Source organism: Pseudomonas sp. MHK4 (assembly GCF_054600775.1).
The window spans coordinates 494,783-520,997 of record NZ_BAAIAK010000003.1 but is presented as its reverse complement, the minus strand read 5'-3'; the positions used below and the strand labels follow the sequence as shown (position 1 = coordinate 520,997).

At 60.1% G+C, this 26,215-nt stretch carries 26 protein-coding genes and 1 riboswitch; of the genes, 11 read left to right on the top strand and 15 right to left on the bottom strand.

Going from position 1 to position 26,215, the window contains the following annotated elements; genetic code table 11:
• Window positions 1-4: 4 nt before the first annotated feature.
• Window positions 5-742 carry a substrate-binding periplasmic protein gene (locus tag ACYP2Q_RS11085; protein WP_459730476.1) on the bottom strand — a complete coding sequence of 246 codons (738 nt, stop codon included), beginning with the start codon at window positions 740-742 and terminating at the stop codon, window positions 5-7.
• Between the two features lie 254 nt (window positions 743-996).
• Here ACYP2Q_RS11085 and ACYP2Q_RS11080 point away from each other — a divergent pair, with 254 nt between their 5' ends.
• Window positions 997-1,449, top strand: coding sequence for a GNAT family N-acetyltransferase (locus ACYP2Q_RS11080; RefSeq protein WP_459730474.1), 453 nt, complete (start codon window positions 997-999; stop codon window positions 1,447-1,449).
• Window positions 1,450-1,574: 125 nt separating this feature from the next.
• Here the strand turns inward: ACYP2Q_RS11080 and ACYP2Q_RS11075 are convergent, their stop codons facing one another.
• The 3 genes from ACYP2Q_RS11075 to ACYP2Q_RS11065 are packed head-to-tail and all read right to left on the bottom strand — an operon-like array spanning window position 1,575 to window position 4,561.
• Complete coding sequence (locus ACYP2Q_RS11075; RefSeq protein ID WP_459730472.1) at window positions 1,575-1,871, bottom strand: winged helix-turn-helix domain-containing protein; 297 nt, start codon at window positions 1,869-1,871, stop codon at window positions 1,575-1,577.
• 28 nt (window positions 1,872-1,899) lie between these two features.
• A complete protein-coding gene (locus ACYP2Q_RS11070) occupies window positions 1,900-2,391 on the bottom strand; it encodes a M48 metallopeptidase family protein (protein WP_459730471.1) in 492 nt (163 codons plus the stop codon).
• A gap of 46 nt (window positions 2,392-2,437) precedes the next feature.
• Complete coding sequence (locus ACYP2Q_RS11065; protein ID WP_459730469.1) at window positions 2,438-4,561, bottom strand: putative bifunctional diguanylate cyclase/phosphodiesterase; 2,124 nt, start codon at window positions 4,559-4,561, stop codon at window positions 2,438-2,440.
• A gap of 320 nt (window positions 4,562-4,881) precedes the next feature.
• On the opposite strand from ACYP2Q_RS11065, the gene ACYP2Q_RS11060 reads away from it, so the two are divergent.
• Together ACYP2Q_RS11060 and ACYP2Q_RS11055 are read left to right on the top strand one after the other, a co-directional pair.
• Window positions 4,882-5,550: a polysaccharide lyase family 7 protein gene (locus tag ACYP2Q_RS11060; RefSeq protein ID WP_459730468.1), complete on the top strand. Its 669-nt coding sequence runs from the start codon at window positions 4,882-4,884 to the stop codon at window positions 5,548-5,550.
• 185 nt (window positions 5,551-5,735) lie between these two features.
• On the top strand, window positions 5,736-6,119 hold the full coding sequence (locus tag ACYP2Q_RS11055) for a hypothetical protein (RefSeq protein ID WP_459730467.1): 384 nt from the start codon (window positions 5,736-5,738) through the stop codon (window positions 6,117-6,119).
• Between the two features lie 42 nt (window positions 6,120-6,161).
• Here ACYP2Q_RS11055 and fba read toward each other — a convergent pair whose 3' ends face one another.
• The 6 genes from fba to tkt form a co-directional block, all read right to left on the bottom strand.
• Window positions 6,162-7,226, bottom strand: coding sequence for a class II fructose-bisphosphate aldolase (fba, locus tag ACYP2Q_RS11050; RefSeq protein ID WP_019694035.1), 1,065 nt, complete (start codon window positions 7,224-7,226; stop codon window positions 6,162-6,164).
• A 231-nt stretch (window positions 7,227-7,457) separates the two neighbouring features.
• Window positions 7,458-7,787, bottom strand: coding sequence for an MliC family protein (locus tag ACYP2Q_RS11045; protein ID WP_459730629.1), 330 nt, complete (start codon window positions 7,785-7,787; stop codon window positions 7,458-7,460).
• 56 nt (window positions 7,788-7,843) lie between these two features.
• On the bottom strand, window positions 7,844-8,065 hold the full coding sequence (locus tag ACYP2Q_RS11040) for a hypothetical protein (RefSeq protein ID WP_459730466.1): 222 nt from the start codon (window positions 8,063-8,065) through the stop codon (window positions 7,844-7,846).
• Between the two features lie 35 nt (window positions 8,066-8,100).
• Complete coding sequence (locus tag ACYP2Q_RS11035; protein WP_459730465.1) at window positions 8,101-9,264, bottom strand: phosphoglycerate kinase; 1,164 nt, start codon at window positions 9,262-9,264, stop codon at window positions 8,101-8,103.
• A gap of 26 nt (window positions 9,265-9,290) precedes the next feature.
• The gene (gene epd / locus ACYP2Q_RS11030) at window positions 9,291-10,346 is read right to left on the bottom strand and encodes an erythrose-4-phosphate dehydrogenase (RefSeq protein WP_459730464.1); all 1,056 of its coding nucleotides are present in this window, start codon (window positions 10,344-10,346) and stop codon (window positions 9,291-9,293) included.
• 191 nt (window positions 10,347-10,537) lie between these two features.
• Window positions 10,538-12,535 carry a transketolase gene (gene tkt, locus ACYP2Q_RS11025; RefSeq protein ID WP_459730463.1) on the bottom strand — a complete coding sequence of 666 codons (1,998 nt, stop codon included), beginning with the start codon at window positions 12,533-12,535 and terminating at the stop codon, window positions 10,538-10,540.
• 272 nt (window positions 12,536-12,807) lie between these two features.
• Here tkt and ACYP2Q_RS11020 point away from each other — a divergent pair, with 272 nt between their 5' ends.
• The 4 genes from ACYP2Q_RS11020 to ACYP2Q_RS11005 all read left to right on the top strand — a co-directional run bounded on the left by ACYP2Q_RS11020 (window position 12,808) and on the right by ACYP2Q_RS11005 (window position 17,331).
• Window positions 12,808-13,803 carry an ArsR/SmtB family transcription factor gene (locus ACYP2Q_RS11020; RefSeq protein WP_459730462.1) on the top strand — a complete coding sequence of 332 codons (996 nt, stop codon included), beginning with the start codon at window positions 12,808-12,810 and terminating at the stop codon, window positions 13,801-13,803.
• A gap of 18 nt (window positions 13,804-13,821) precedes the next feature.
• On the top strand, window positions 13,822-15,012 hold the full coding sequence (gene metK, locus ACYP2Q_RS11015) for a methionine adenosyltransferase (protein WP_274075608.1): 1,191 nt from the start codon (window positions 13,822-13,824) through the stop codon (window positions 15,010-15,012).
• Between the two features lie 145 nt (window positions 15,013-15,157).
• Window positions 15,158-16,831 carry an NAD-dependent DNA ligase LigB gene (gene ligB, locus ACYP2Q_RS11010; RefSeq protein ID WP_459730461.1) on the top strand — a complete coding sequence of 558 codons (1,674 nt, stop codon included), beginning with the start codon at window positions 15,158-15,160 and terminating at the stop codon, window positions 16,829-16,831.
• 104 nt (window positions 16,832-16,935) lie between these two features.
• Window positions 16,936-17,331 carry a DUF1090 domain-containing protein gene (locus ACYP2Q_RS11005; RefSeq protein ID WP_459730460.1) on the top strand — a complete coding sequence of 132 codons (396 nt, stop codon included), beginning with the start codon at window positions 16,936-16,938 and terminating at the stop codon, window positions 17,329-17,331.
• A 51-nt stretch (window positions 17,332-17,382) separates the two neighbouring features.
• Here the strand turns inward: ACYP2Q_RS11005 and ACYP2Q_RS11000 are convergent, their stop codons facing one another.
• Complete coding sequence (locus ACYP2Q_RS11000; RefSeq protein WP_459730459.1) at window positions 17,383-17,832, bottom strand: c-type cytochrome; 450 nt, start codon at window positions 17,830-17,832, stop codon at window positions 17,383-17,385.
• A gap of 128 nt (window positions 17,833-17,960) precedes the next feature.
• On the opposite strand from ACYP2Q_RS11000, the gene mltA reads away from it, so the two are divergent.
• Window positions 17,961-19,133: a murein transglycosylase A gene (gene mltA, locus ACYP2Q_RS10995; RefSeq protein ID WP_459730458.1), complete on the top strand. Its 1,173-nt coding sequence runs from the start codon at window positions 17,961-17,963 to the stop codon at window positions 19,131-19,133.
• Window positions 19,134-19,205: 72 nt separating this feature from the next.
• Here mltA and ACYP2Q_RS10990 read toward each other — a convergent pair whose 3' ends face one another.
• Together ACYP2Q_RS10990 and ACYP2Q_RS10985 are read right to left on the bottom strand one after the other, a co-directional pair.
• Window positions 19,206-19,589, bottom strand: a complete 384-nt coding sequence (locus ACYP2Q_RS10990; RefSeq protein WP_459730457.1) for an MAPEG family protein — start codon at window positions 19,587-19,589, stop codon at window positions 19,206-19,208.
• A 31-nt stretch (window positions 19,590-19,620) separates the two neighbouring features.
• Window positions 19,621-20,454 carry an EamA family transporter gene (locus tag ACYP2Q_RS10985; RefSeq protein WP_459730456.1) on the bottom strand — a complete coding sequence of 278 codons (834 nt, stop codon included), beginning with the start codon at window positions 20,452-20,454 and terminating at the stop codon, window positions 19,621-19,623.
• 313 nt (window positions 20,455-20,767) lie between these two features.
• On the opposite strand from ACYP2Q_RS10985, the gene ACYP2Q_RS10980 reads away from it, so the two are divergent.
• A complete protein-coding gene (locus ACYP2Q_RS10980) occupies window positions 20,768-21,937 on the top strand; it encodes an MFS transporter (protein WP_459730455.1) in 1,170 nt (389 codons plus the stop codon).
• Here the strand turns inward: ACYP2Q_RS10980 and ACYP2Q_RS10975 are convergent, their stop codons facing one another.
• Together ACYP2Q_RS10975 and ACYP2Q_RS10970 are read right to left on the bottom strand one after the other, a co-directional pair.
• The gene (locus ACYP2Q_RS10975) at window positions 21,938-22,825 is read right to left on the bottom strand and encodes a formate/nitrite transporter family protein (protein WP_459730454.1); all 888 of its coding nucleotides are present in this window, start codon (window positions 22,823-22,825) and stop codon (window positions 21,938-21,940) included.
• 71 nt (window positions 22,826-22,896) lie between these two features.
• On the bottom strand, window positions 22,897-23,301 hold the full coding sequence (locus tag ACYP2Q_RS10970) for an acyl-CoA thioesterase (RefSeq protein WP_008057039.1): 405 nt from the start codon (window positions 23,299-23,301) through the stop codon (window positions 22,897-22,899).
• A gap of 198 nt (window positions 23,302-23,499) precedes the next feature.
• Window positions 23,500-23,602: riboswitch (S-adenosyl-L-homocysteine riboswitch) on the top strand.
• A gap of 23 nt (window positions 23,603-23,625) precedes the next feature.
• On the opposite strand from ACYP2Q_RS10970, the gene ahcY reads away from it, so the two are divergent.
• Together ahcY and metF are read left to right on the top strand one after the other, a co-directional pair.
• A complete protein-coding gene (ahcY, locus tag ACYP2Q_RS10965) occupies window positions 23,626-25,035 on the top strand; it encodes an adenosylhomocysteinase (RefSeq protein ID WP_459730453.1) in 1,410 nt (469 codons plus the stop codon).
• 150 nt (window positions 25,036-25,185) lie between these two features.
• The gene (gene metF / locus ACYP2Q_RS10960; protein ID WP_008057037.1) at window positions 25,186-26,031 is read left to right on the top strand and encodes a methylenetetrahydrofolate reductase [NAD(P)H]; all 846 of its coding nucleotides are present in this window, start codon (window positions 25,186-25,188) and stop codon (window positions 26,029-26,031) included.
• Window positions 26,032-26,215 lie beyond the last annotated feature (184 nt).

Sequence of the window (26,215 nt, the reverse complement as noted above, 5' to 3'; positions counted from 1 at the left end):
CACCTCACATGCCGTGTCGCTTCAACAGCCGTGCATAAGTGCCATCGGCCTTCATTGCCACGATGGCGCGATCAAAACCGGCAACGATCTGCTCATGCTGCGGATTTTTCAGGCTGACCAGGATGTGCAGCCCGTTCTCGCTCAGCGGTTTGGGCAAGAACTCCACGGCATTGCGGACCTTGGGCGACTCACGGGACAGGTAGTAACGCGCGACGTATTCGTCTTCCAGGGTCAGCTTGACCCTGTCCGCGGCGACCATGCGCACGGCCATGGCGAAGCTGTGCACCGGAATCTTCTGCAATGACACATCTTGATCGAAGGTCGGTGAATAGGCGTAGCCACGCACCACGGCAATCGGATAGGTGTACAGCTGCTGCAAGTTGCCGAATTCGATGGGTGCATCTTTACGCTTGAGAAAGCGCACGCGATTGATCAGGTATTCGCCTGAAAACTGGCCGAGCCGTGTGCGCTCATCATTGAACCAGGCATTGACCAGAACGTCATAACGGCCCTCGCCCAACCCCAGCAGCGCCCGCGCCCAGGGCACCTGCTCGAAATCGCTGGCATAGCCGGCCCGCGCCAGGGCGGTACTGACAATGTCCGTGGCCAAGCCGCCGTTGAACAGCGTGGCGTCGGTAAAGGGTGGCCAGGCATCCGCCACCAGCCGCAATTTTTCCGCTGCCACACTTTCAGTCAGCAACAGCAGTCCCAGCAAAGCAAAGGCTCGATGCAATCGCGGCATGCCAGAAAATCCTTAGCGGGCGGCTGCCCGACGTGATTTCAGCCAAAACAACAAGACCCCGTACCGGCCCCCCCAGGCACTCAATGTCAGCGCGTTGCAGCACTGCGCATCGCTTGATTGAAGATTACACAAAGAAGACAAGGTCGCGCCAAATGAATGATGGCATTTTGGTCATTGTCACAGATTCCTACGCCATACAGACATCCATCGTCGAGGCGCTTAGTATCACCAGGACGTTTTCAGGGAATCGACACATGACAATCAACTGGGTCTGCAAACACCACAGCGATCTGGGCAAGGAGCAGCTGTATGCCATTTTGCAGCTGCGCGCCGAAGTGTTCGTCATCGAACAGAAATGCATCTATCAGGACATCGATGGCCAGGATCTGGAGGGCGACACCTGCCATTTGATGGCGTGGGACGAAGATCGGCTGGTGGCGTACCTGCGCCTGCTCGATCCCGAGCTACAGGGCGGTGACGTGGTGATCGGGCGGGTGATCATTGCGCCACAGGCGCGAGGCACCGGGCTGGGCCACGAGATGATGGCCCAGGCGATGAAACAGATTGAAAAGCGCTGGCCAGACATGCCGGTCTACCTCTCGGCCCAGGCGCATCTGCAGGGGTATTACGGGCGGTACGGGTTTGTTGTGGCGGGCGAGGAGTATGTCGAGGACGGGATTCCACATATCGGCATGCGGCGTTCGTAAGGGCCTCTTCGCGAGCAAGCCCGCTCCCACATTTGATCGTTGCCTTACACAATATTTGTGTCAATTGGAGATCCAATGTGGGAGCGGGCTTGCTCGCGAAGGCGTCAGATCAATCACCGAAAAAATCAGGGATACTCAAGCACCGCCTTGATCTGCCGAAGATTACGCTCGATCCACCCGCGATCGATCGACCCCCACCCGCGAATCCGATAGCGACCGGCATGGTTGCGCGCGCCTTCTTCCTGCTCGAACTCGCAAACAATATCCAGATCCGCCAAGGCGGCGATGGTGTCCTGGGCCGTGCGCCGGGGCATACCGGTGACTTCGGTCAATGCCGGAACGCTGCTGGCCAGACCGCTGTCGATCAGGTACGCCACGTACAAGCGGCGGTAGAAGCTGCTCTTGGTCTTGCTTACGTCCATCCATGCGCTCCTTGTTCATCGGGTCTTTTCATTGCAGGTCGCGCCAGGTCAGGTACACCCGCACATCGAACTCCACCTGGTGGTACCCGGGCAACATGTGCTCGCACAGTTTGTAGAAGGCCTTGTTGTGGTCGGACTCCTTGAAGTGCGCCAATTCATGCACCACGATCATTTGCAGAAACTGCGCCGGCGCCTCCTTGAACAATGAGGCAATACGGATTTCTTTCTTGGCCTTGAGCTTGCCGCCTTGCACCCGCGAGATCGTGGTGTGCAGGCCAAGGGCGCGGTGGGTCAGGTCCAGACGGTTGTCGAACAGTACCTTGTCGATCGACGGGGCGTTACGCAGGTATTCCTGCTTGAGGTCCAGCGCATAGGTGTACAGCGCCTTGTCGCTCTGGACTCCATGCTTTTGCGGGTAACGCTGGCTCAGGTAATCGCCCAGCCGGCCGTCGGCGATCAAGTGACGCACCTGGTCCTGCAAGGTAGCCGGGTAGGCCTGGAGGTATTTCAACGCGGTCATCGATGCGGCAACACAAAATCACTAAAAGGTCGCCAGTGTAGCGAATTCAGCGGGTCAGCGCGCCCCAGTCGAAGGGCTGCACAAAGTGCTCGGTGTCTTCGGCCATCATCGGCCGGGCCACCAGAAAACCTTGCACATACTCACAGCCATTGGCTTGCAGCCACTGGTATTGCGCCATGGTCTCGACCCCTTCGGCAACCACCAGCATCCCGTACTCTTTGCACAGGTCAATCACGTTGCGCACCAGGGCCGCGTCCCTTGAGGACTCCGGAAGCCGGCTGATCAGATGGCGGTCGAGTTTGAGCGTATCCAGTTCCAGATCGCGCAGGTGGGACAGTGAACAGGGGCCGGAACCGAAATCGTCCAGCGCCACCCGCACCCCAAGATTGCGCAACAAACGCAGCTGTTTGCGGGTTTCCTCCGGATTATGCATCAAGGCCTCTTCCGTCACCTCGACTTCCAGGTGACGCGGCTGCAAACCATGTCGCTCAAGTACCAGGCGCAACTCGGTGACCAGATGGGGCATGGCAAACTGTGTGCTGCTCAAGCTGACGCCCACCACCAGGTCCTCGGCAAACAGGGTCTCCCAGGCCTTGCGCTGCCCGGCACTGCGCTGGTAAATCCAGCTGCCCAGGCGACTGATCAACCGCGCCTCTTCCAGCAGCGGCAAAAACAACCCCGGTGGGACATCGCCGACGCTCGGGTGCTGCCAGCGCAACAACGCCTCGAACCCGCGAATACGCCCATCGGCAACCGCCACCTGCGGCTGATACACGAGATTGAAATCACGGTTCTCGATGGCCGTGCGCACGCTTTCCTCGAGCATCAGCCGCGAACGTGCGCGCCCGTTCATTTCGTGATCGTAAAACCGATACTGTTGCCGACCGGCACGCTTGGCTTCATACATGGCGATGTCGGACGCGCGCATCAAGCCATCGAGATTTGCGCCGCAATCGGGGTACGTGGCAATGCCGATGCTGGCACCGAGGACAATATCCAGACCGTCGATTTGCTGGCAGACCGACACCCGTTCGATGAGTTTTTCCGCAATTTTTGCCGCTTGCTCGGGAAACTCCAGGTCCAGCAACGCGGTGAATTCATCACCACCCATGCGTGCCAGGATATCGAACGGGCGCAGGCATGCCTTCAACTGTTCGGACACCCAACGCAACACCCGATCGCCGGCATCGTGACCGAGAGAGTCGTTGACCCGCTTGAAACCATCGAGGTCCAGATACAACAGGACCCAGGCACTGTCGGACCGCTCGCCGCGCAACAGCAGGTTTTCCACGGTCTGGTAAAAGCCGCGACGGTTGAGCAGCCCGGTCAGCGGATCGGTGACCGCCTGGAATTCGAGCTGCTGATGCAGGTGGCGCACCACCGACATGTCCAGCACCGTCACCACCATTGCATGCTGTTCACTGGGCAGTGGCGCGCAAGACAGTGCCACCGGCACCTGTTGGCCCGGGGCGGTACGCAGCAATGCGTCGTGCAGGCGCAAGGTCTCACCGCGCCTGTACCCGGCCAACAGGTCAGAATCGGCCCAGACCGGTATGTGCGGTTTCTGCAGGAAATCCAGGAACTCCTTGCCCTGCAGTTCCTGCACCGTGGCGTTGAGCAGGCGCGACATCGCCGGATTGGCAAAACGGATCACCCCGTCCTCGCCGACCACCAGGATGCCCTCGGCGGCGTTGTCCAATACCGAGGCATTGAACGCGCGCGCGACCTCCAGGTCATGACTCAGGCGCTGCAATGCCCGGCGATTGCGTTGATGCTCGAGCAGCGCCTGGACCTTGGGCTTGAGAATCTGCGGGTCAAAGGGCTTGAACAGGTAATCCACCGCGCCACTGGCGTAGCCCTTGATCACGGCGTCCTGGGATTGTTCATTGGCGGTCAGGAAAATGATCGGAGTCAGGCGCGTCCTTTGGCTGCCGCGCATCAGGCGCGCCACTTCAAAACCGTCCATGCCCGGCATTTGCACATCCAGCAACACCAGGTCGACATCGTATTCAAGCAACAGCCCGAGCGCCTCAAAACCGGAGGCAGCGGTGATGACCTGCCAATCCTGGCGTTGCAGCAAGGCGCGCATGCTCACCAGGTTTTCAGGGTAATCATCGACGATCAACAGGGTTGAATTGCCTTCAGCTGGCATTGGGTGCGCGCATTCCATGCTGCTTCTCTGGGCTGGATGTCAGGCCGACTTCTCGTGAAAACCGGACAGAAACTGTGCTTTCACTCTAGACCGGGATCCGTAAAAGCAGAAGGTATCAGTGCGCCATCATTCGACTGATGCGTCATTTGCCGACTAACGGTCGGCCACGCAGCCCGCTAAAACCGGGAAGGATGGCATTTCGACAGGATGTTGACGCCAGTTAACTGCCCGGTGGGCGTTAACAAACCAGCCCTCTACGCTTATAAAGACCGCCCCCAAAGGCACGTGCTAGAGCGATTGGTACGTGCGTGCAGCATTAATTCGTGGAAGCTTTGACTATGATTGACCTCGCAACCTGGAACCTTAGCGTTCCCGTCGGCAGCCCGCCATACACTGTTGAAACCTCAAAACTGGTGGACGGCTTCAAGGATCAATACTTCCATTCTGACACGGGCACCTTGTTTTTCTGGTCACCGGTGACCGGCTCGCGAACTGAAAACGCGATCTACCCCCGTACCGAACTTCGTGAAACCTACAGCAACGGCACGTTGCGCAACTGGTACTACCCGGATGCCGATAACTTGCTGCACGCCACCCTGGCGGTGAACCAGGTTCCGAGCTCGGGCAAGATAGTGATCGGGCAGATCCACGCGTATAACAGCCAGAAACCGATGGTCAAACTCGAATACCAATACAAAACCAAAACCGAGACCGGCAACCTCGTGATCAAAGTGCGCATGCACCCCGACGACGCCGAAAGCCGGGTCATCACCCTCGCCACCGGGATCAAGCTCAATAATGAGTTCAACTACCTCATTCACTTGAGCCCGGGCGGCGCACTGGGCGTCAGCGCAGCGGGTTACCAGTGGGACACCAACATCAGCGCCACCTGGCGCGACAAACCGCTGTACTTCAAGGCCGGGGTCTATGTGCAGGACAACACCGGGTACACCAGTGAAGGCGGGAAAGTGACCTTCAGCAAGCTGGATATCGATCACGATAAATAAGCCATCTTGCGCACACAAAAAAACCGCTTCACGGCGGTTTTTTTTCGCGCTGAATACTTATTACCTGAAATTCGCACTGACATAACAATATCGAATAGACAACTGTCATTTATAACAGGTGAATATTCGCCACCTCGAAATTATTCTTGGTCAGCAGCCCGGATCCAATCGAGGGGTAAAATTCCATGAGTGCCAAGGAAATAATCAATATGCAGGGATACATCACTGCCGCTTATAGCGCCACTGATGAAGCAGGAACTCCTTACGAATTGAACATCACTTCCAGCACTGACAGAAGCGGCGCCATGACGGGTAATTTACGTATTGGCATTATTGATTACGTGTTGGTCGGGGACTATCGGTTCAGGAATTCGACCGGCGTTGAAACCGACATTTACTTTGCCGGGTCAAACACCCGCGACCACAACGCACGATCTGGATACTTTATCCTCGAATCAATTGATCGACGTTATGAATCACTCAAGGGAAAACGCGTATGTTGCGACCCTCATACTCAGTCGCTGCGCATACTTGAAATAGAGTTTGTCAGAAATACCGCTCATCAATAAAAAACCCGCCAATTGGCGGGTTTTTTATCAAACACCTGAAGCTTAGTTGACCTTGGCGTTCAACTCACCTTTCAGGTAACGCTGGAACATCGCTTCCAGGGAGATCGGCTTGATCTTCGAAGCGTTGCCTGCGGTACCGAAGGCTTCGTAACGGGCGATGCACACGTCGCGCATGGCAGTTACGGTGGCGCCGAAGAATTTACGTGGGTCGAATTCGCTCGGGTTGGTGGCCATCAGGCGACGCATGGCGCCGGTGGATGCCAGGCGCAGGTCGGTGTCGATGTTGACCTTGCGCACGCCGTGCTTGATGCCTTCGACGATCTCTTCAACCGGTACGCCGTAGGTTTCCTTGATGTCGCCGCCGTACTGGTTGATGATCGCCAGCCACTCTTGCGGAACCGAAGACGAACCGTGCATCACCAGATGCGTGTTCGGAATGCGCTTGTGGATCTCTTTGATGCGGTCGATCGCCAATACGTCGCCGGTAGGCGGCTTGGTGAACTTGTAGGCGCCATGGCTGGTGCCGATGGCGATGGCCAGGGCGTCGACCTGGGTGCGTTTGACGAAGTCAGCGGCTTCTTCCGGGTCGGTCAGCATCTGGCTGTGATCCAGAACGCCTTCGGCGCCGATGCCGTCTTCTTCACCGGCCATGCCGGTTTCCAGCGAACCCAGGCAGCCCAGCTCGCCCTCTACCGATACGCCGCAGGCGTGAGCCATGGCCACGGTTTGTTGGGTGACACGGACGTTGTAGTCGTAGTCGGTCGGGGTCTTGCCGTCTTCGCCCAGGGAGCCGTCCATCATCACAGAGCTGAAGCCCAGTTGAATGGAGCGCTGGCAGACATCAGGGCTGGTGCCGTGGTCCTGGTGCATGCACACCGGGATGTGCGGGAATTCTTCGATGGCTGCCAGGATCAGGTGACGCAGGAACGGTGCGCCGGCGTATTTGCGAGCACCGGCCGAAGCCTGGACGATCACCGGGGAGTCAGTCTTGTCAGCGGCTTCCATGATGGCGCGCATCTGCTCAAGGTTGTTGACGTTGAAGGCTGGAACGCCGTAGCCGAACTCGGCTGCGTGGTCCAACATCTGGCGCATGCTGATAAGTGCCATTGTGTGTGTCTCTCCCGGTTTGGGTCGTTAATCGTGCCAGCCTGCCGTAGCGGCGGCGGCTATTCAAGTTATTGCAGATCGGGGGTTGGTCCGGGCTGCGAATACGGTGTTACATCAATGCCAGAACATCGGCCCCTGTAGGAGCGAGCTCGCTCGCGATGGTGGCCCAGACAACGCGGGAATCCAGATGTCCCGTATTATCGTTAACGACCATCGCGAGCAAGCTCGCTCCTACAGGTGACAGGCTCGGCCAATCAAATCATTGGTGGCGACCCAGTAGACCAGGCCTTCCTCACCTTTTATGTGAAACGCCAGCATGTTGTCGCTGTACAGCGAACCCGACGCGCCCGGCTCCTGCTTCAGGCGATGGACCTGATCGGCTCCACCCAGGCGTACGTCGACTTCATTGTGGCTGTCGTCGGTGTAGCGCCAAACCACTTTGGCCTGGCTGTCACAGGTCCAGGTGGTCCAGTCATCCGCCGCGGTGGTCGACTGGAACGGGTTCCAGCTGGCGCACCCACCCAGCAATGCCAGCGCCGTAATGGCAATAAAGCCTTTCATCCGTGTCCCTCGACTGACGGCAGTCACCGCCAGCCCTGAGTAAAGAGTCAGACCCGTCAAGGACATCCATGTTCCTTGGCGGGGGTCTGTGTCTCGTATTTGTCCAGGCCTTCAGGCCCGGAACGCTTGTTGAGCACCGGGTTGGTTTCCGCCTGCCAGTCGGCCTGGTAGCAACCGTTCTGCGGCGCGGTCGGCGCAGGGTCCGGCGTGGCTTTGGGGTTACTCCCGCAAGCCGCCAGCGATCCCGCGACGATCAACAGCGCTAAGGTCTTGACCATTTGAACACTCCCTTTCCTGGTCAAACGGGCGACCCTCAGGCCTTGGCCCGGCTTTCCAGGACTTCAACGGCTGGCAACACCTTGCCTTCGACGAATTCCAGGAAAGCACCGCCGCCGGTAGAAATGTAGGAGATTTGCTCGGCTACGCCATATTTATCGATGGCTGCCAGGGTGTCGCCGCCGCCAGCAATGGAGAATGCCGCGCTGTCTGCGATCGCCTGGGCCAGCACTTTGGTGCCGTTACCGAACTGGTCGAATTCAAACACGCCGACCGGACCGTTCCACAGGATGGTCTTGGACGATTTCAGCAGCTCGGCAAAGTTGGCCGCCGTCTGCGGGCCAATGTCCAGGATCATGTCGTCGGCTGCAACATCGGCGATCAGCTTCACAGTGGCCGTCGCGCTTTCAGCGAATTCCTTGGCAACCACCACGTCCACCGGCAGCGGCACGCTGACTTTGGCGGCGATGGCGCGAGCGGTGTCCAGCAGGTCCGGCTCGTACAGCGATTTGCCGACCGGGTGACCGGCAGCCGCCAGGAAAGTGTTGGCGATACCGCCGCCGACGATCAACTGGTCGCAGATCTGGCTCAGGCTGTTGAGCACGTCAAGCTTGGTCGATACCTTGGAACCGGCCACGATGGCCGCCATTGGCTGGGCCGGGGCGCCGAGCGCTTTGCCCAGTGCGTCCAGTTCAGCAGCCAACAGTGGGCCAGCAGCAGCGACCTTGGCGAACTTGGCCACGCCGTGGGTCGACCCCTCGGCACGGTGCGCGGTGCCAAAGGCGTCCATCACGAACACGTCACACAGGGCCGCGTATTGCTGGGCCAGCTCATCGGCGTTCTTCTTTTCGCCCTTGTTGAAGCGCACGTTTTCAAACAGCACGATGTCGCCGGCTTTCACGTCGACACCGCCCAGGTAGTCAGCCACCAGCGGCACTTCGCGGCCCAGGGCCTTGCTCAGGTAGTCAGCCACTGGCTTGAGGCTGTTCTCGGCCGAGAATTCGCCTTCGGTCGGACGGCCAAGGTGCGAGCAGACCATCACCGCCGCGCCTTTTTCCAGGGCCAGCTTGATGGTCGGCAGCGAAGCCAGGATTCGCGCATCGCTGGTGACAGCACCGTCCTTGACAGGGACGTTGAGGTCTTCGCGAATCAGTACGCGCTTACCTTGCAGATCGAGGTCGGACATCTTCAACACGGTCATGGGTCGCATTTCCTGAGTAGCTGTTCTTAGAGAGCAGGTTTTTTTGAGGCTGTGTGCAGATAGTGTTCCGCAACGTCCAGCATTCGGTTGGCAAAACCCCATTCGTTGTCGAACCAGGCCAGGATGTTCACCAGCCGGGGGCCGGAAACTCGAGTCTGACTGGCATCGACAATCGCCGAATGTGGGTCATGGTTGAAATCACAACTTGCGTGGGGCAACTCGGTGTAGGCCAGCAGGCCTTTGAGCGGGCCGCTGGTGGCCGCCTCGCGCAGGATCCGGTTGACCTCGGTGGCGTCGGTGTCGCTAACGGTCTGCATCGTGATGTCGAGGCATGACACGTTAACCGTCGGCACACGTACGGCTTTGGCCTGAATTCGCCCGGCAAGTTCCGGAAGCAGGCGTTCGATGCCGCGCGCCAGACCAGTGGACACCGGAATCACCGACTGAAACGCCGAACGGGTGCGGCGCAGGTCCTCGTGATGGTAGGCGTCGATCACCGGCTGGTCGTTCATTGCCGAGTGGATCGTGGTGATCGACACGTACTCAAGGCCGATGGCCTGGTCCAGCAATCGCAACAGCGGTACGCCGCAGTTGGTGGTGCAGGAGGCGTTGGACACCAGCAACTCATCGCCCGTCATGCAATCCTGATTAACGCCGTAGACGATGGTTGCATCGACATCCGCCTCGCTGGCCATCGGCTGGGAAAACAGCACGCGCGGAGCGCCGGCGTCGAGGAACCGCTGGCCGTCTTCTCGAGTGTGATAGGCACCGGAGCATTCCAGCACCAGGTCGACGCCCAGCGAAGCCCAATCGATGCCTTCGGGAGTGGCACTGCGCAGGACCTTCACGCAGTCACCATTAATATGCAGACAATCGCCGTCGACCTTCACTTCTCCGGGAAAGCGCCCGTGGGTGGAGTCGAAGCGTGTCAGGTATTCAATACTGGCCATGTCGGCCAGGTCGTTGATCGCGACAATTTCAAACCCGGCCTTTTCGCCTCGCTCGAACAACGCACGCAAGACGCAACGACCAATCCGGCCGTAGCCGTTGAGTGCAACTTTGTAGGGACGCGGTTGAGGCATTGGGGTTCTCGATAGACGCAGTCAGACGAAATTCTTATGTGCAACTCGCCCCTTGTAGGAGTGAGCTTGCTCGCGATGGTGGCCCAGACAACGCGGGCATTCAGACACCCAGCGTTATCGTTAACGACCATCGCGAGCAAGCTCGCTCCTACAGGGGGGACGGCGGCGGTCTTGAAACCGCCGCGTTTTGCTTAGTCTTCCAGCAGCTCTTCAGCCTGACCCAGGATGTTTTCCAGGGTGAAGCCAAACTCTTCGAACAAGGCAGGCGCAGGCGCCGACTCGCCGTAGGTGGTCATGCCGATCACGCGGCCTTCCAGGCCAACGTACTTGTACCAGTAGTCGGCGATGGACGCCTCGATGGCGATACGAGCGCTGACCTGCAACGGCAGGACCGATTGCTTGTAGCCGGCGTCCTGGGCATCGAACACGCTGGTGCACGGCATGGAAACCACACGCACCTTGCGGCCCTGTTCAGTCAGTTTGTCGAAAGCCTGAACGGCCAGGCCCACTTCGGAACCGGTGGCGATCAGGATCAGCTCAGGCTCGCCTGCGCAGTCCTTCAGCACATAGCCACCGCGGCTGATATCGGCAATCTGGCCGGCATCACGGGTTTGGTGCGCAAGGTTCTGACGCGAGAAGATCAGGGCCGAAGGACCGTCTTTACGCTCCAGCGCGTACTTCCAGCACACTGCCGATTCAACGGCATCGGCTGGGCGCCAGGTGTCGAGGTTCGGCGTGCAGCGCAGGCTGGCCAGTTGCTCGACTGGCTGGTGAGTCGGGCCGTCTTCGCCCAGACCGATGGAGTCGTGGGTGTAGACGTGGATCACGCGTTGTTTCATCAGGGCCGACATGCGTACCGCGTTGCGCGCATATTCCATGAACATCAGGAAGGTCGCGCCGTAAGGCACCAGGCCGCCGTGCAGGGCCACGCCGTTCATGATCGCGGTCATGCCGAACTCGCGCACGCCGTAGTACATGTAGTTGCCGCTGGCGTCTTCGGCGGTGACGCCTTTGCAACCTTTCCACAGGGTCAGGTTGGAACCGGCCAGGTCAGCCGAACCGCCGAGGAACTCAGGCAGCAGCGGGCCGAACGCGTTCAGGGCGTTCTGGCTGGCTTTACGGCTGGCGATGGTTTCGCCCTTGGCCGCTACTTCGGCGATGTAGGCCGCGGCTTTTTCGCTGAAGTCAGCTGGCAATTCACCGCTCAGACGACGGATCAGTTCATTGGCTTCGGTCGGGAACGCGGCGGAGTAGGCAGCGAAACGCTGGTCCCACTCGGCTTCGACCGCGCGGCCCGCTTCCTTGGCATCCCACTCGGCATAGATGTCGGCCGGGATTTCGAACGGGCCGTGGTTCCACTTCAGCGCAGCGCGGGTCAGGGCGATTTCCGCGTCACCCAGCGGGGCGCCGTGGCAGTCTTCCTTGCCTTGCTTGTTCGGCGAACCGAAGCCGATGGTGGTCTTGCAGCAGATCAGGGTCGGCTGCGGGCTCTTGCGCGCGGTCTCGATCGCGGTCTTGATCTCTTCCGGGTCATGACCGTCGACGTTGCGGATCACTTGCCAGTTGTAGGATTCGAAGCGCTTTGGCGTGTCATCGGTGAACCAGCCTTCGACTTCGCCGTCGATGGAGATGCCGTTGTCGTCGTAGAAGGCGATCAGTTTGCCCAGGCCCAGGGTACCGGCCAGGGAGCTGACTTCGTGGGAGATGCCTTCCATCATGCAGCCATCACCCAGGAACACGTAGGTGTGGTGGTCGACGATGTTGTGGCCAGGACGGTTGAACTGCGCCGCCATGACTTTTTCCGCCAGGGCGAAGCCCACGGCATTGGCCAGGCCCTGGCCCAGTGGGCCGGTGGTGGTCTCGACGCCCGGGGTGTAGCCGAATTCCGGGTGACCCGGGGTGCGGCTGTGCAGCTGGCGGAACTGTTTCAGGTCATCGATCGACAGGTCGTAGCCGGTCAGGTGCAGCAGCGAGTAGATCAGCATCGAGCCGTGACCATTGGACAGCACGAAGCGGTCACGGTCGGCGAACGATGGATTGCTCGGGTTGTGCTTGAGGTAGTCGCGCCAAAGTACCTCGGCGATATCCGCCATACCCATAGGGGCACCGGGATGGCCGCTGTTGGCTTTTTGCACGGCATCCATGCTGAGGGCACGAATGGCGTTGGCACGCTCACGACGGCTAGGCATCGCTGTTCTCCTGCGGGTTCTGAATCGAGAGTGATAAAAATGAAACGGAAAAAAGGCGAGCATTTTCCCTCACACGGACGCCTCGGGGCAATGACAGAAAGTCATCTGAAGGCGTTTTTCCCATGCTTGACGACGGATTAGCCGGGTGAAACCTTTCCGCTGTTCGATTGTAGAGTTGCCCCGTTCGCGAGAAGTGCCATCTATCGATCAATATCAAAACTTTTTGATATTGATCTTGCGGTGCTTCCGGTGCGTGACTAGACTGCCGGCCTATGAATTTACGCGCGCCTTCCATTCGCCAGGACGATTGTGATGAGCTGGCGGCCTTGTGCAAGGCCGGCGGCGATCCTCTGCGCCTGAATGTCTTGCGCGCGCTGACCAACGACTCGTTCGGCGTACTGGAACTGGCGCAGATCTTCGGCATCGGCCAATCGGGCATGAGTCATCACCTCAAGGTGCTGGCCCAGGCTGATCTGGTCGCCACCCGCCGTGAAGGCAATGCGATTTTCTACCGTCGCGCCCTGCCCCACACCGAGTTGCCGGGGGGCAAGCTGCACGCGGCCCTGCTTGAGGAAGTGGACAACCTGACCTTGCCTGCCGACGTGCAGATGCGCATCACTCAGGTCCACAAGCAACGCGAGGCCGCCAGCCAGGACTTTTTCTCACGGGTCGCCGAGAAATTTCGCGCCCAGCAGGACTTGATCGCCGGCCTGGCGCAGTACCGCGAAAGCGTGGTGGCCCTGCTCGACAAGCTGAGCTTTGGCAGCGCCGCCACGGCGATCGAAGTCGGCCCCGGCGATGGCGCCTTCCTGCCGGAACTGGCACGTCGCTTCACTCAGGTAACGGCGCTGGACAATAGCCAGGCCATGCTCGAACTGGCGCGCCAGGTGTGCGAACGCGATTCGCTGACTAACGTTAGCCTGCAACTGGCCGATGCCCTGAACGGCGTCAGCCTCAAGGCCGACTGCGTTGTACTCAATATGGTGCTGCATCATTTTGCCGCGCCGGCCGATGCGCTCAAGCACATGGCCAAGTTGCTCCAGCCAGGCGGCAGCCTGCTGGTGACAGAGTTATGCAGCCACAACCAGAGTTGGGCCAAGGAGGCCTGCGGTGATCTCTGGCTGGGGTTTGAACAGGACGATCTGGCCCGTTGGGCCACCGCTGCGGGACTCGTCCCCGGAGAAAGCCTCTATGTAGGCTTACGTAATGGTTTCCAGATCCAGGTCCGCCATTTTCAGCGGTCGGCTGGCGACACTCACCATCGGTAATTTCAGGAAAACATCGAGATGAGCGAATACTCCCTTTTCACCTCCGAGTCCGTGTCTGAAGGGCATCCGGACAAAATCGCCGACCAGATTTCTGATGCGGTGCTGGACGCCATCATCGCTGAAGACAAGTTCGCCCGCGTGGCGTGCGAGACTCTGGTGAAAACCGGCGTGGCGATCATCGCCGGCGAAGTCACCACCTCGGCCTGGGTTGACCTGGAGCAGATCGTTCGTGACGTCATCACCGACATCGGCTACACCAGCTCCGACGTCGGCTTCGACGGCGCGACCTGCGGCGTGATGAACATCATCGGCAAGCAGTCCCCTGACATCAACCAGGGAGTCGACCGTGCCAAGCCTGAAGATCAGGGTGCCGGCGACCAGGGCTTGATGTTCGGCTACGCCAGCAACGAAACCGACGTGCTGATGCCTGCCCCGATCACGTTCTCGCACCAGCTTGTACAAAGGCAAGCCGAAGCCCGCAAGTCGGGCCTGCTGCCGTGGCTGCGTCCGGACGCCAAGTCCCAGGTTACCTGCCGTTACGAAGGTGGCAAGGTCGTCGGTATCGACGCCGTAGTGCTGTCGACCCAGCACAACCCGGACGTGTCGTACAAAGACCTGCGCGAAGGCGTGATGGAGCTGATCGTCAAGCACGTCCTGCCTGCCGAACTGCTGAGCAAGGACACCCAGTTCCACATCAACCCGACCGGCCAGTTCATCATCGGTGGCCCGGTGGGCGACTGCGGCCTGACCGGCCGCAAGATCATCGTCGACAGCTACGGCGGCATGGCCCGTCACGGTGGTGGCGCGTTCTCCGGCAAGGATCCATCCAAGGTTGACCGTTCGGCCGCCTATGCCGGGCGTTACGTGGCCAAGAACATCGTGGCTGCCGGCCTGGCCGAGCGTTGCGAAATCCAGGTTTCCTACGCCATCGGTGTCGCCCAGCCGACCTCGATCTCGCTGAACACCTTCGGCACCGGCAAGATCAGCGACGACAAGATCGTCAAGCTGGTGCGCGAAGTGTTCGACCTGCGTCCCTACGCAATCACCACCATGCTTGACCTGCTGCACCCGATGTACCAGGAAACCGCGGCGTACGGCCACTTCGGTCGCACCCCGGCAACCAAGACGGTTGGCGAAGACACCTTCACCACCTTCACCTGGGAAAAAACCGACCGCGCCGAGCACCTGCGCACCGCAGCCGGCCTGTAAGCCTTCCCGGTGGTACCCGAAACCCCGCACGGTTCGCCGTGCGGGTTTTTTTTCATGCCTGGAAACACGCCGAAAAACAGCCGGCAACCCACCCGCCCGGCGCTGACTAACCTTCAGGCACCTCCATCGAGCAAGGACGCTCACGATGCTGCCCCGCCTGCTGACCGGTTTACTCCTCACCCTCCTGTGCCTGGGCACTGCTGCTGGCGAATGCCCCGCCTGGCCGCCTGCGCGTGCCGAGCAAGAAATCACCGCGCTGCAAAAACAGATCGACCGCTGGGATGACGCCTATCACCGCGAAGGCCGTTCGCTGATCGCCGACGAGCTCTACGATCAGTCCATGGCGCGACTGACCGAGTGGCGCCAGTGCTTCAGCGTCGGAGCGACCACCGATCCGTTGCGCACTGCAACCGGCCCACTGGCCCACCCGGTGCCACACACCGGCCTGGAAAAACTACGGGACGGTCGCGCCGTCGACAAATGGCTGCGTGATCGCACGGATGTCTGGGCCCAACCCAAGGTCGACGGCGTGGCGGTGACCCTGGTGTACCGCAAAGGCCTGCTGGTCCAGGCGATCAGTCGCGGCGACGGCGTGCAGGGCCAGGACTGGACCGCCTCGGCGCGCCAGGTCGGCGCCATTGCGCAACGCCTGTCGGAGCCACGGGACCTGGTGGTGCAAGGCGAGCTCTACTGGCGCCTGGCAGACCACGTGCAAGTCACCGCCGGCAGCCTCAACGCCCGCGGCACGGTAGCCGGCTTGATGGCGCGCAAGACGTTGAGCGTCGAGCAGGCCGAGGGGATCGGCCTGTTTGCCTGGGAGTGGCCCCACGGCCCAACGAGCTTGCCGGCCCGTATCGCGGAGCTGGAAAAACTGGGTTTCGCCGGTACCGCGCAGTACACCCAGGCCATCAGTACATTGACCGAGGTCGAACGTTGGCGGGATCACTGGTATCGCTCGCCCCTGCCGTTTGCCAGCGACGGGATTGTCCTGCGCCAGGAGCAACGCCCGCCTGCCGAGCGCTGGCAGGCAAAAGCGCCGTACTGGGTCGTGGCCTGGAAATACCCCTTCGCCCAGACACTGGCCGAAGTGCGAAAGGTTCATTTCCAGATTGGCCGCACAGGACGGATCACCCCCGTGCTGGAGCTGATCCCGGTGACCCTCGATGACCAGCAGATCAAGCGCGTCAGCGTGAGTTCCCTGCAACGCTGGCAAACCCTGGACATTCGACCGGGCGACCAGGTTGCCATCAGCCTCGCCGGGCTGACCATTCCCAGGCTCGATGGCGTGGTGCTGCGCAGCACCGAACGCTCGCAAATGAATGTGCCGCTGGCGGCCGACTTCCATCCATTGAGCTGTTGGCAGCCGACCCCGGGATGCGAAGGCCAGTTCCTCGCGCGCCTGACCTGGCTCAGCGGCAAGCATGGATTGGCCCTGCCCCATGTCGGCCGCGGCACCTGGGAAAAACTTCTTGAAACAGGTCGCCTGAACAGCCTGTTGGATTGGATGACCCTCGATGCTCAAGAGCTTGCTAACATTGACGGTTTCGGCGAGCGCAGCGCTGCACGGCTGGCCAATAGTTTCGACAATGCCCGGCAACGCCCATTCGCCCGCTGGCTCAAAGCCTTGGGCATGCCACCGACCGGCCGGGCGCAGCTCGGTGATTCATGGCAGGAGTTGGCGCTACGAGACATCGAGCAATGGCAGGCCCAACCCGACATCGGACCAGGACGCGCGGCGCAGTTGAGCGCTTTTTTCCGGGATCCGCAGGTCCTGGCCCTGAGCGAAACACTGCGCCGGGCCGGCACGGACGGATTTTAGTCCTGGCCCCGGTGATGCCCGTGTGCCCGGGAACCCAATAGTCCCGATGGGCTCAAACATGCCATCGCTGCATCGACACGAATGCCTTTTCACCTGGAGCTTTTATGAAATTTCTTCCACCGCTGGTCCTGTTGACCCTTTGCAGCGTAATGGCCACTCCCTTGATGGCTGTCGAAGACGCCCCGGGCCTGACCGGCTGCGCGGCCAAGAAACAAGGCATCATCAATCAGATCGAATTGGCCAAAGCCCACGGCAATGCCGACCAGCAGGCCGGCCTGGAGAAGGCCCTGAGCGAAGTGAGCGCAAATTGCACCGATGCCTCGCTGAAGAAAGAACGGGAAAACAAGGTGCTCGACGCCAAGCACGAAGTCAGCAAGCGCCAGGCCGACCTCGACAAAGCCATGAAACAAGGCGACCCCGAGAAGATCAACAAGCGCAAGGACAAGCTCGCCGAGTCCCGCAAGGAATTGCAGGAAGCCGTGGATGAGCTGGATAAATAAACGCGCTTTTCAAGATCAAAGGATCGTCCGCGTGCGGACGCCCCTTAGCCATCAATGATCGCGAAATTCCTTATGGCACGCACTGCAGGCATCTTCGACCTTCTGTACCGCCGGCCCCAGGTTACTGGCCTTGTAGGGTTGAACCTGGCTGGCGATCACCAGTTCGCCGGTGGCGGCTTCCAGGCTGCGAGCCATCTGCTCAAAGCGTGCCTGCTTCTCCCAGACATCGCTCTTGGCGCTGGTGTGGTCTTCTTCACGCACCTGCGGAAAATGTTTCCACGGCTCATGGGACAGCGCATCGAGTTTCACCGCGCCCTCAGCGAATTTCGGGCCATCGAACGCAATACGGCCACGCAACATGCCGCCCAGGTCTTCACCGGTCTTGAGCATCTGCTTGAAAATGGCCTTGCGCTGACCGAGGGGCGAGTTGGGGTCGACGCCGCCACAGGCGCCAAGCGCCAGGCAGGCCAGCAATACAACAGAAATTCTTTTAAGAGTCATGGTGGCTTCAGGTCTCGGAAAACGTCGGCCAGTATCCTCGCGTCACCGGCAAACACCAATCCCCCTATTATCAATACGGGTTGCATGAGCGCACTCGACACTCAGGCAACCGGCAAAGGAATTACTTCATGAACAGCCGTTTCAAGGCCTGGTGTCACCCCCTGGCCTGGACGCTTCCAGTCGTAGCCGTGCTCGCGGGCTGCACCGGCGGTGAAGACAAACAACCGAAGACCCACGCCCTGGCCACCTATTCCAGCGCCACCTGGGAAGCGTTGCCGGCCGTCTCCGACACCGATCTCGTCGCCGGTTTCGGCTCCTGGCGCAGCGCCTGCACCCGACTCAAGGCCGACCCGGTCTGGGGCGGTACCTGCGCAGCGGCGGCCAACGTGCCGCAGAGCGCCAATGACATTCGCGGCTTCCTCAAGCAGAACCTGGACGTCTATGGCCTGCGTGCCGCCAACGACAACCCCAACGGATTGATCACTGGCTACTACGAACCGGTCTACCCCGGCAGCCTGACCCAAACCACAACGGCGAACATCCCGGTGTACGGCGTACCCGAAGACATGATCATCGTCTCGCTGGATAGCATCTACCCGGAACTCAAAGGCAAGCGCCTGCGCGGTCGACTTGAAGGCCGCGTGCTCAAGCCTTACGACGATGCGGCAACCATCGAGAGCAAAGGGGTCAAGGCGCCGGTAGTGGCCTGGTTGACCGATCCGATGAACCTGCAATTCCTGCAGATCCAGGGTTCGGGCCGAATCCAGCTCGACAGCGGCCGGCAACTTCGCATCGCCTACGCCGACCAGAACGGCCACCCCTACCGTCCGATAGGACGTTGGTTGGTGGAGCAAGGCGAGCTGAAGAAAGAAGACGTGACCATGGGCGCCATCAGCAGCTGGGCCAAGGCCAATCCTTCACGCATTCCTGAACTGCTCGGCAGCAACCCGAGCTATGTGTTTTTCACCAGGAACCCGGACAGCAACGAAGGGCCGCGCGGCTCGCTGAACGTACCGTTGACGGCGGGTTACAGCGCGGCGGTGGATCGCAAGGTGATTCCGCTGGGCAGCCTGTTGTGGTTGTCCACCACCAAGCCCGACGGCACCGCCCTGGTACGCCCGGTGGCGGCCCAGGACACCGGCGGCGCGATTGCCGGCGAGGTTCGTGCAGACCTGTTCTGGGGCACTGGCGAGGCGGCCGGGCAACTGGCGGGCGACATGAAGCAGCAAGGGCAGATCTGGATGCTGTGGCCCAAAGGCGCGGCGCTGCCACAAGTGCCGCAAGTCGCCGACAAGCTTTAAAAGTCAAAAGATCGCAGCTCCTACATGATCCCTGCAGGAGCTGCCGCAGGCTGCGATCTTTTGATCTTGCCTTTAAGCCGACACCACAAAAAAGCTGACGATCAACCCCATCCCCACAAACCACACCAACGACCGCAAAATCGCCCAGTCCGCCAGATAGCAAATGATGTACAGCAGCCGACTGGTGATAAACAACACCGACAGCACATTGAGCGTCACCAGCTCCGCATTGCCCACCAGGTGCGCGACGATCACTGCCGCCGCGAACGCCGGGGTCACTTCAAAACTGTTCAGTTGCGCCGCATGCGCGCGCCTGGCCAAGCCATTGAGCGACTCGAGAAAGTCACGGGGATCATGGTTGTCACTCAGACGATACCCGCCACTGGCCTTGGCGATGCCTGTACAGACATAAGGCAGAAAAATCGCGATCAAAATGCACCACAGAGCAACCGTCATAAAGCAGTCCCTTCTTCACGTTTCAGAACAGTCAGAATTTCATCACCAGCATGCCGACAAGCACCAGCCCGCAGGCCAGGAGCCGTGGCCCACCGAAAGGTTCCTTCAGGTATCGCATGCCGAACAGCACCACCAGAATCACGCTGATCTCGCGCAAGGCAGCTGCTTCGGCAATCGAGCCCAGCTGCATGGCCCACAGCACCAGAGCGTAGCTGAACAACACGCAGAATCCGACCGCCAGGCCCAGGCGCCACTGCTCGCGCCAAAACAACTTGAAAGCTGGCCGTTTGCGTACCCAGGCCAGCAACGGAAACGGCCAGGCACTGAGCAATGTGACCCAGACCAGGTAATCCAGCGGATGCGACCAGCGCCGCAGCGCTTGGCCGTCGATGAAGGTGTAGCAACCGATGCACAAGCCGATCAGCGCTACCACCGGCAGCATCGACCACGGCAAGCGCGCACCGCCTCCCCCCTGCCAGAGCAGGCAAAGCATGCCAAGCGGGATCAGCAGGATCCCGAAAATCTGCTGATGGGTCAGCACTTCCCCGGCAAAAATCAGCGTCAGCGCCAACACCACCAGCGGCGATAAACCGCGCATCAACGGATAGACCAGGCCGAGGTCACCGACCCGATAGGCCTGGATCAGCAAATAGCGGTAGAGCAACTCGAACGCGGCCGAGGCAAGAATCCACGGCCAGATTTCCACCGGAGGCAGCTCCACAAATGGCAGCATCAGCGCGACAAAAAGCAGCGCCACGCTGTCCATGCAGGCCACCACCAGCAAACGCTCCGCACTGAACTTGATCAGGGTATTCCACGCCGCATGCAGCAGCGCTGCCACCAATACCAACGCCGTCGCAAGCACGCCCCACTCCTTTCGTTATTTCCCCGCCCGTGTAGGAGCGAGCTTGCTCGCGAAAAACGTCAGGGCGACGCGTTTAACCGGCAAGCACGCGTCATCGTTGACGTCCATCGCGAGCAAGCTCGCTCCTACAAGGTCTTCATAGAGAATTGATTCGCCATATGTTTGGGTCTGTTTATACTGCAACCGACCACGCCGCATTCAGTTGCGCACATCTAATTCCAATAAAAATGCCCCTGCCCGCTCTCATCGAGATCGGTCTTTGGCATGCGTATGCCTGATCAGAGCGTCAAGACTACAGACAGAGACCTTGCGCATGCCACTCGCCTTGCTTGCCCTTGCTGTTGCCGCCTTCGGCATCGGCACCACTGAATTTGTCATCATGGGCTTGTTGCCCGATGTTGCCCGCGACCTCTCGGTGAGCATTCCCGACGCCGGCCTGCTGATTACCGGCTACGCCCTGGGCGTGGTGTTCGGCGCACCGATCCTCGCGGTCGGCACCGCCAACATGCCGCGCAAAGCGACACTGCTGGGCATGACGCTGATGTTCATCCTCGGCAACATGCTCTGCGCACTGGCCCCCAATTACGCCACGTTGATGGCCGCGCGGGTGATCACCGCGCTGTGCCACGGTGCGTTCTTCGGTATCGGTTCGGTAGTTGCCGCTGGACTGGTGGCACCGAACAAACGGGCCCAGGCAATTGCCATGATGTTCACCGGCCTGACCCTGGCGAATGTACTGGGCGTGCCTCTGGGCACCGCGCTTGGGCAGTACGCCGGCTGGCGCTCGACGTTCTGGGCGGTGTCGGTGATCGGTGTGATCGCGGCCATTGCGCAGTGGCTCTGGCTGCCGAAGTACATCGCGATGGATAAAGCCGACCTGGCGAGCGAGTTCAAAGTGCTGGGCAAGGCCAACGTGCTGCTGGCCTTGGGCATGAGCGTGCTGGCCTCGACCAGCCTGTTCAGCGTATTCACCTACATCGCGCCGATCCTGCAGGACATCACCGGCGTCAGCCCCCATGGCGTGACCATCATGCTGTTGCTGTTCGGCGTAGGCCTGACGGCGGGCAGCATGCTCGGCGGGCGCCTGGCTGACAGCCGCCTGCTGCCTTCGCTGGTCGGCATGGCGCTGGCCGTGGTGGTGGTATTGGCCGCATTCAGCCAGACCAGCCACTCGGTGATCCCGGCAGCAATTACCCTGGTGTTGTGGGGCATTTTCGCCTTCGCCTTGTGCCCGATCCTGCAACTGCTGATCATCGACCAGGCCCATGAAGCGCCCAATCTTGGCTCGACGCTGAACCAGAGCGCATTCAATCTCGGTAACGCGGCAGGTGCCTGGATCGGCGGGCTGGTGGTCGCCAGCGGTGCCGACCTCGCGGACCTGCCATGGACCGGCGCGGCGGTCAGTGGCCTGACCGTGCTGGCCGCGCTGTATTTCATCTACCTGCAACGGCGCGCTGGCGCTGCGGTGAACGTGCCGGGCTGATTATTTTTTGAGCTTCTGCGGATCGGATTCTCCAGCCTGATCCGCGGGTTCTTTTGGCGGTCCGCTCTCGCTGCGAATCTGCGCATGGCTGATCAACGCGAAGATGAAGCTGCCCCCCACGATGTTGCCCACCAGCGTCGGTCCGGCGAACACCAGCCAGAAATCCTTCCACGGCAGCTCGCCGGCAAACACCAGGTAACCGACCTCCAGCGAACCGACCACGATGTGGGTGAAATCCCCCAGCGCCATGAGGTAGGTGATGAGGATGATGATCCACATCTTGGCGCTCTCCATGGACGGGATCATCCAGACCATGGTGGCGATCATCCAGCCCGAGATGATGCCCTTGGCGAACATCTGGCTGACGTCGTTTTCCATGACCTTGCGGCCGATGTCGAGGAAGGCCACATCGGTCTTGCTGTCGAAAATCGGCAACTCCAGCATGACGTAGGCCACCAGCAAGGTGCCGCAAAGGTTGCCCACCAGCACCACCGACCACAGCCGCAGCAATCGGCCGAAGTTGCCGAGCGTAGGTTTGCTCATGATGGGCAACACGGCCGTCAGGGTGTTTTCGGTGAACAATTGCTGGCGGGCGAGGATCACCGCGAGAAAACCGGCGCAGTAGCCAAAACTCGCGATCACCTTGAAGCCCTCGCCGTCCGGCAGCCGGGAGTTGAGCAGCCCCATCCCCATCAGCGACAGGCCCATGGTCAGGCCGGCGGCCAGCGCCGACCACCACAGTGCGGCGACGCTGCGCTCCAGTTCCTGATTGCCCTGGGTGCGGATGATTTCGTGCAGGACCGCCGCACGTGGCGGCTGGTTTTTTTCGACCTCATGCTGTTCTTTGGCCGAGAGGTCGGGGGTCTTGCCGTCTTTTCGAGTGTCCATGGAACTCCTGAACCGCTGGCTGCAATGTAGTTACGACCCGCGCGGTTCAGATTCCGTTCGTCATCCTCAAATTATTCGACGGCGCCTTCGTCCTTGAACTGGTCTTTGACGTATTTGATCTCGGTCCGGCCGTGTGGCGCCGGCAGCCCGTCTTCACCCAGGTTGACGAACACGATCTTCTCAACCGTCAGGATGCTCTTGCGGGTGATCTTGTTACGCACTTCGCACTTGAGGGTGATCGAGGTGCGACCGAACTCGGTGGCGGTGATGCCCAGCTCGATAATGTCGCCCTGGCGCGAGGCGCTGACGAAGTTGATTTCGGAAATGTACTTGGTCACTACACGCTGGTTGCCCAGCTGGACGATGGCGTAGATCGCCGCTTCTTCGTCGAGCCAACGCAGCAGGCTGCCACCGAACAACGTGCCGTTGGGGTTGAGGTCTTCGGGTTTAACCCATTTGCGGGTGTGGAAATTCATGTTCACTCCTGAGCGTCTTGCCGAATGATGGGCGCTATCTTGGCAGACCCCGGGCCAGAGCTCTATTGAGCATCGACTATGGTCTCGATTACCGTTCGGACATTGACCAACAGAAACCCTTTGGAAGATCAGCATAGCCCGCTATAATCGCCCCCGTTTCAAAACGGTAATCTTCACTTGCTACCGTTTTCCCGCCACCTGTCCGAGGGGCGCTGCAGCAGGCTAGGCCTGTCAGGCTCGGATGGGGCGTTGCTTGGTCATCATCGACCAGACACTAAACGCACAACGGCGCCCATTCGCATACATTACGAATGGAGGCTCTTCATGAGCGCTGTTATCACGCCTGCAGATTTTAACGATTACAAAGTCGCCGACATGTCCCTGGCTGCCTGGGGTCGTCGCGAAACCATCATCGCCGAATCGGAAATGCCAGCCCTGATGGGTCTGCGTCGCAAGTACTCCGAAGAGCAACCGCTCAAGGGCGCGAAGATCCTCGGCTGCATCCACATGACCATCCAGACCGCCGTGCTGATCGAAACCCTGGTTGCCCTGGGTGCCGAAGTGCGCTGGTCGTCCTGCAACATTTTCTCGACTCAAGACCAGGCTGCTGCGTCCATCGCCGCTGCCGGCATCCCGGTTTTCGCCTGGAAAGGTGAAACCGAGCAAGAGTACGAGTGGTGCCTGGAGCAGACCATCCTCAAGGATGGCGCGCCTTGGGACGCCAACATGATCCTCGACGACGGCGGTGACCTGACCGAGCTGCTGCACAAGAAGTACCCACAGGTTCTGGATCGCGTTCACGGCGTGACCGAAGAAACCACCACCGGCGTACACCGCCTGCTGGACATGCTGGCCAAGGGCGAGCTGAAGATCCCGGCCATCAACGTCAATGACTCGGTGACCAAGAGCAAGAACGACAACAAGTACGGCTGCCGTCACAGCCTGAACGATGCGATCAAGCGTGGTACCGACCACCTGCTGTCCGGCAAGCAAGCGCTGGTCATCGGTTACGGTGACGTGGGCAAGGGCTCGGCCCAGTCCCTGCGTCAGGAAGGCATGATCGTTAAAGTCTCCGAAGTCGACCCGATCTGCGCCATGCAAGCCTGCATGGACGGTTTCGAACTGGTTTCGCCATTCATCGACGGTATCAACACCGGCACCGAAGACAGCATCGACAAAGCGCTGCTGGGCAAGATCGACCTGATCGTGACCACCACCGGTAACGTCAATGTTTGCGACGCAAACATGCTCAAGGCCCTGAAAAAGCGCGCTGTTGTCTGCAACATCGGTCACTTCGACAACGAAATCGACACCGCTTTCATGCGCAAGAACTGGGCATGGGAAGAAGTGAAGCCGCAGGTTCACAAGATCCACCGTACCGGCGCTGGCGATTTCGACCCACAGAACGACGACTACCTGATCCTGCTGGCTGAAGGCCGCCTGGTTAACCTGGGCAACGCCACTGGCCACCCAAGCCGCATCATGGACGGTTCGTTCGCCAACCAGGTACTGGCGCAGATCTTCCTGTTCGGCCAGAAGTACGCCGACCTGTCGCCAGCCCAGAAAGCCGAGCGCCTGACCGTTGAAGTACTGCCGAAGAAACTCGACGAGGAAGTGGCCCTGGAAATGGTCCGCGGTTTCGGCGGCGTCGTGACTCAACTGACCAAGACCCAGGCCGACTACATCGGCGTGACCGTCGAAGGTCCGTTCAAGCCGCACGCTTACCGCTACTGATAGCTTGACTGACAACGCGGTGTGCCTGTTGCACCGTGTTGCCTGGTTCGCTGGCAAGCCAGCTCCTGCAGGAGCCACACGAATTTTGTAGGAGCTGGCTTGCCAGCGAAGGCGTCTTAACGGACACACCGAGTTTCCAAGGATATGACCATGTCCCAAGATCGTCGCTACAGCTTCGAGTTCTTCCCTACCAAGACCGACGCTGGGCATGAAAAGCTGCTCGCCACTGCCCGTCAGCTGGCCACATACAACCCCGATTTCTTCTCCTGCACCTACGGCGCCGGCGGTTCGACCCGTGATCGTACGCTCAACACCGTGCTGCAGCTCGAGAGCGAAGTCAAAGTCCCGGCCGCACCGCACCTGTCCTGCGTCGGCGACAGCAAGGCCGACCTGCGCGGCCTGCTGAGCCAGTACAAGGCCGCCGGCATCCAGCGCATCGTCGCGTTGCGCGGTGACCTGCCTTCGGGCATGGGCATGGCCAGCGGCGAAATGCGCCACGCCAATGACCTGGTTGAATTCATCCGTGAAGAGACCGGCGATCATTTCCACATCGAAGTCGCCGCCTACCCGGAAATGCATCCACAGGCACGCAACTTCGAAGACGATATCAACAACTTCGTGCGAAAAGCCAACGCTGGCGCCGACAGTGCGATCACCCAGTACTTCTTCAACGCCGACAGCTACTTCTACTTCGTCGAGCGTGTGCGAGCCAAGGGTGTGAACATTCCGATCGTGCCGGGGATCATGCCGATCACCAACTACAGCAAACTGGCACGCTTCTCCGATGCCTGCGGTGCGGAAATCCCGCGCTGGATCCGCAAGCAACTGGAAGCCTACGGTGACGACACCCAGAGCATTCAGCGTTTCGGCGAGCAAGTCATCACCGAGATGTGCGAACGCCTGCTGCAGGGCGGCGCGCCAGGGCTGCACTTCTACACCCTGAACCAGGCTGAAGCGAGCCTGGCGGTGTGGAACAACCTGAAGTTGCCGCGTTAAGCATCAAGGCAAGATCAAAAGATCGCAGCCTGCGACAGCTCCTACAGGGGAAATGTGTAATCCCTGTAGGAGCTGCCGCAGGCTGCGATCTTTTGCTTTCAGGCACTTTTATTGTGCGCCAATCCACGGAGTTAGAGCATCTGCTGCCAGTTTCTGGCTCTTTCGCGTTTCTCGTCGTAATCTC

Excerpts from the sequence above, each read along its gene's own strand:
- mltA (WP_459730458.1), top strand. The coding sequence starts at position 17,961 with ATGAACAGCCGTTTCAAGGCCTGGTGTCACCCCCTGGCCTGGACGCTT.
- ahcY (WP_459730453.1), top strand. The coding sequence starts at position 23,626 with ATGAGCGCTGTTATCACGCCTGCAGATTTTAACGATTACAAAGTCGCC.
- ACYP2Q_RS11055 (WP_459730467.1), top strand. The coding sequence starts at position 5,736 with ATGAGTGCCAAGGAAATAATCAATATGCAGGGATACATCACTGCCGCT.
- ACYP2Q_RS11040 (WP_459730466.1), bottom strand. The coding sequence starts at position 8,065 with ATGGTCAAGACCTTAGCGCTGTTGATCGTCGCGGGATCGCTGGCGGCT.
- ACYP2Q_RS10990 (WP_459730457.1), bottom strand. The coding sequence starts at position 19,589 with ATGACGGTTGCTCTGTGGTGCATTTTGATCGCGATTTTTCTGCCTTAT.
- ACYP2Q_RS10970 (WP_008057039.1), bottom strand. The coding sequence starts at position 23,301 with ATGAATTTCCACACCCGCAAATGGGTTAAACCCGAAGACCTCAACCCC.
- ACYP2Q_RS11070 (WP_459730471.1), bottom strand. The coding sequence starts at position 2,391 with ATGACCGCGTTGAAATACCTCCAGGCCTACCCGGCTACCTTGCAGGAC.
- ACYP2Q_RS11005 (WP_459730460.1), top strand. The coding sequence starts at position 16,936 with ATGAAATTTCTTCCACCGCTGGTCCTGTTGACCCTTTGCAGCGTAATG.
- ACYP2Q_RS11000 (WP_459730459.1), bottom strand. The coding sequence starts at position 17,832 with ATGACTCTTAAAAGAATTTCTGTTGTATTGCTGGCCTGCCTGGCGCTT.
- ACYP2Q_RS11020 (WP_459730462.1), top strand. The coding sequence starts at position 12,808 with ATGAATTTACGCGCGCCTTCCATTCGCCAGGACGATTGTGATGAGCTG.
- metK (WP_274075608.1), top strand. The coding sequence starts at position 13,822 with ATGAGCGAATACTCCCTTTTCACCTCCGAGTCCGTGTCTGAAGGGCAT.
- ligB (WP_459730461.1), top strand. The coding sequence starts at position 15,158 with ATGCTGCCCCGCCTGCTGACCGGTTTACTCCTCACCCTCCTGTGCCTG.
- ACYP2Q_RS11065 (WP_459730469.1), bottom strand. The coding sequence starts at position 4,561 with ATGGAATGCGCGCACCCAATGCCAGCTGAAGGCAATTCAACCCTGTTG.
- ACYP2Q_RS11080 (WP_459730474.1), top strand. The coding sequence starts at position 997 with ATGACAATCAACTGGGTCTGCAAACACCACAGCGATCTGGGCAAGGAG.
- ACYP2Q_RS10975 (WP_459730454.1), bottom strand. The coding sequence starts at position 22,825 with ATGGACACTCGAAAAGACGGCAAGACCCCCGACCTCTCGGCCAAAGAA.
- ACYP2Q_RS11085 (WP_459730476.1), bottom strand. The coding sequence starts at position 742 with ATGCCGCGATTGCATCGAGCCTTTGCTTTGCTGGGACTGCTGTTGCTG.
- epd (WP_459730464.1), bottom strand. The coding sequence starts at position 10,346 with ATGCCTCAACCGCGTCCCTACAAAGTTGCACTCAACGGCTACGGCCGG.
- ACYP2Q_RS11045 (WP_459730629.1), bottom strand. The coding sequence starts at position 7,787 with ATGAAAGGCTTTATTGCCATTACGGCGCTGGCATTGCTGGGTGGGTGC.
- tkt (WP_459730463.1), bottom strand. The coding sequence starts at position 12,535 with ATGCCTAGCCGTCGTGAGCGTGCCAACGCCATTCGTGCCCTCAGCATG.
- fba (WP_019694035.1), bottom strand. The coding sequence starts at position 7,226 with ATGGCACTTATCAGCATGCGCCAGATGTTGGACCACGCAGCCGAGTTC.
- ACYP2Q_RS11035 (WP_459730465.1), bottom strand. The coding sequence starts at position 9,264 with ATGACCGTGTTGAAGATGTCCGACCTCGATCTGCAAGGTAAGCGCGTA.
- ACYP2Q_RS10980 (WP_459730455.1), top strand. The coding sequence starts at position 20,768 with ATGCCACTCGCCTTGCTTGCCCTTGCTGTTGCCGCCTTCGGCATCGGC.
- ACYP2Q_RS11060 (WP_459730468.1), top strand. The coding sequence starts at position 4,882 with ATGATTGACCTCGCAACCTGGAACCTTAGCGTTCCCGTCGGCAGCCCG.
- ACYP2Q_RS11075 (WP_459730472.1), bottom strand. The coding sequence starts at position 1,871 with ATGGACGTAAGCAAGACCAAGAGCAGCTTCTACCGCCGCTTGTACGTG.
- metF (WP_008057037.1), top strand. The coding sequence starts at position 25,186 with ATGTCCCAAGATCGTCGCTACAGCTTCGAGTTCTTCCCTACCAAGACC.